We start from the raw sequence: 3,513 nt of genomic DNA on the forward strand, positions 1-3,513 counted from the left end.
GGGCGGGGGCCTCGCCTTCCGAGGTCATGGGCGACACCGGCATCGAGGGCGAGGTCGGCCGGGCCGGCTGGGCCGAGCCCGGCGGCCAGTCCGCCCGGGTGGCGGTCAGCTCGCCCGTGGGCACGGACACCGTGCCGTTCCACGGGCCCCGCCAGGCCGGCGTCGACACCCCGGCCCAGGCCCACGCGGTGTTCCTCGCCTTCGACCTGCTCCCGGACACGGACCGGCTGGGTATCGAGCGGATGCTGCGCCTGCTCACGGACGACGCCGCACGCCTCACCCAGGGCCGGGCCACGATCGCGGACACCGAGCCCGAGCTCGCGGCGGCCCCCGCCCGGCTCACGGTGACGTTCGGCTTCGGCCCCGAGCTCCTGGCGCGCGTCGCCCCTGACCGGGCCCCGGCCTGGCTGCGGCCCCTGCCCGCCTTCCCGCAGATCGACCGCCTGGACCCCGCGTTCGGCGACGGGGACGTGCTCCTGCAGATCTGCGGCGACGACCGCATGTCCGTGGCGCACGCGCGGCGCATGCTCATCAAGGCGGCGCGCCCGTTCGCCGCGGAGCGCTGGGCGCAGGAGGGCTTCCGGGCCTCCCGCGGCGCCCACCCCACCGGCACCACCATGCGCAACCTCTTCGGGCAGGTGGACGGCACCGCGAACCCGGCCGCGCAGACCCCGCACCTGGACCGCGTGGTGTGGGGCGTCGGGGCCGAGCAGGTGGGGATCACCCCGTGGATCCAGGACGGCACGTCCCTGGTGGTCCGGCGCATCGAGATGCTCCTGGACACGTGGGACGAGCTGGACCGCCCCGGCAAGGAGCGGGTGATCGGGCGGACCCTGGGCACCGGGGCGCCGCTCACCGGCGAGCAGGAGCACGACGAGCCGGACTTCGCGGCGCTCGGCCCCGCCGGGTTCCCCGTGATCCCGGACATCTCCCACCTGCGGCGCGCCCGGATGGACGTGCCGGAGTACGGGATGCTGCGCCGCGGGTACAACTACGACGACCCGCGCGGGGCCATCGAGTCCGGCGCGGGGCTGATCTTCGCCGCCTACCAGGCGGACGTGGACCGGCAGTTCGTCCCGGTGCAGGAGCGGCTCGCCGAGTCCGACCACCTGAACCTGTGGACCGTGCCCGTGGGCTCGGCGGTCTTCGCGATCCCGCCGGGCTGCGCCGAGGGCGGCTTCGTGGGCGACGTCCTGTTCGCCTGAGCCGCCCCCGGCACGCCCCGGCCGCGCTGCCGGCCGCAGACCCGGACGCACGACGACGGCGGGACCCGCCCCGCCGTCGTCGCGCGTCCGCCCCCTTTGAGAGGATGGACCCCATGCCCTCCGTCACCGCCCCCGCCCGGGGCAGCCGCCCCGCCTCACCCGACGACGCCGCCCGCCCGGGCGCGTCCAGCCGGCCCGGGGTGCCCCGATGGATCTGGGTGCTCGTGGCCGCCGCGGGTGCCGGCGCCCTCGCCGTCGCCGCATGGCTGACGGGCATCACGGCCGTGCGGGAGCTCTCCGACCCCGGCTGGATCACCCGCTGGGGCGTGCCCGCGGGGGAGCTGGTCTCCAACCTGGCCATGACCATGGCCATCGCGGCGATCATCTTCGCCGCCGGCATCCTGCCCCCGCACGCGGCGGGCACGGAGCGCTGGCACCGCTCCGCCGCGCAGCGCCGCGCGGACGCGCAGGAGGGCCCGCTGCCCGAGCACCCCGCCTTCACCCGGACGCTGCGGGTGGCCGCGGTGAGCGCCGGCGTGTGGACGGTGGCCGCCCTGGCCGTGGGGATCCTGTCCTACTCGGACCTGGCCGGCATCCCCGTCACCGCGGGGGAGGGCTTCACGGCGGGGCTCGTGGCGTACGTGGCCGGGATCTCGGTGGGCCAGGCGTGGTTCTGGGTGACCGTGATCGCCGCCGTGGTGACCACGCTCGTGATCGCCGTGCGCTCCCACAACGGGCTGTTCTGGACCGGCATCCTCGCGATGATCGGCCTCGTGCCGCTGGCCCTGATCGGCCACGCCGCGGGCGGCGACGACCACTACGGCGCCGTGAACTCGATCGGGCTGCACCTGCTCGGCGTCGTCGTGTGGGTGGGCGGGCTGCTCGTGCTCGTGGCCATCTCGGACACCCTTGTGGGTCCGGACGGCGCGCAGGGCCGGGCCCGCGCCCCGCGCGAGCACGGCCCCGCGCCCCTGCTGCACACCGCGCTGTCCCGGTACTCGATCCTGGCCGGGCTCGGACTCGTGACCGTGGCGCTGTCCGGCGTGGTCAACGCGTCCATCCGCATGGACGACCCCGCCCAGCTCACCAGCCCCTACGGCATCCTCGTGGTGACCAAGTTCCTGGCCACCCTCGGCCTGGGTCTCGTGGGCCTGATGCACCGGCGCTGGGTGATCCCGCGGCTCGACGTCGGCCCGGACCGTCACAGCCCCGCCCCCGCGCGTCGCCTGCTGTGGCAGCTGATCGCGGTCGAGGCCGTGGTGATGGCCGCCGTCATGGGCCTGTCCGCCGTGCTGTCCCGCACCGCCCCGCCCGTGCCGGAGGAGCTGGCCCCGGACGCCACCCCCGCCCGCATCCTCACCGGCTACGAGCTGCCCCCCGAGCTGACCGGCGCGCGCTGGATCACCGAGTGGCGGCTGGACTGGCTGTGGGTCGCGATCATCGCGTTCCTGGCCCTGTGGTACCTGCGCTCCGTGTGGCGCCTGCACCGCCGCGGGGACCGCTGGCCCGTGCTGCGCACCCTGTCCTGGATGGTCGGCCTGGCCGTGCTGCTGTGGGCCACCTCCGGCTCCCCGGCGGTCTACGGTCGCGTCCTGTTCAGCTCCCACATGATGGGCCACATGACGCTGACCATGATCAGCCCGCTGTTCCTCGTGCTCGGCGCCCCCATCACCCTGGCGCTGCGCGCCCTGCCCTCCCGCACGGACGGCAGCCGGGGCCCGCGCGAGTGGATCCTGTGGATCGTGCACTCCCCGTGGGGGCGGTTCATCACGAACCCGATCGTGGCGGGCGTGAACTTCGCCGGCTCGATCCTGGTGTTCTACTACACCGACTTCTTCCGGTTCTCCCTCGAGACCCACGTGGGCCACGAGTTCATGAACGTGCACTTCCTGCTCACGGGCTTCCTCTTCGCCCTGGTCATGGTCGGCTCCGACCCGCTGCCCAGCCGGCCCGCGTACCCGCTGCGGCTCGTGCTGCTGCTGGCCACCATGGTCTTCCACGCGTTCATCGGCGTCGCCATGACCGGCTCCAGCGGCCTGATCCAGGCGTCCTGGTTCGGCAACATGGGCCGGGACTGGGGCCCCAGCGCCCTTGAGGACCAGCACATCGGCGGCGCGGTCATGTGGGGGATCGGCGAGTTCCCCACCGTGGTCATGGCCGTCATGGTGGCCGTGCTCTGGTACCGCACCGACCGCCGCAACGCCGAGCGGCTGGACCGCCGGGCGGACCGCGACGGCGACGCCGAGCTGCGCCGCTGGAACGAGATGTACGCCCGCATGCACGGCACCCCCGCCGCCCCGGCCGAGCC

The 3,513-nt window shown here is 74.8% G+C and carries 2 protein-coding genes; both read left to right on the forward strand.

Annotated features, from left to right (window positions below; all coding sequences use genetic code 11):
- Positions 1-1,205: Dyp-type peroxidase (locus tag NWP10_RS10980; protein WP_258300935.1), on the forward strand; the 1,205-nt coding region annotated here is incomplete at its 5' end.
- A gap of 113 nt (positions 1,206-1,318) precedes the next feature.
- A partial coding sequence (locus tag NWP10_RS10985; RefSeq protein WP_258300936.1) for a cytochrome c oxidase assembly protein occupies positions 1,319-3,513 on the forward strand: 2,195 nt, incomplete at its 3' end.

This window comes from Micrococcus sp. HG099 (genome assembly GCF_024723355.1).
Lineage (GTDB): Bacteria > Actinomycetota > Actinomycetes > Actinomycetales > Micrococcaceae > Micrococcus > Micrococcus endophyticus.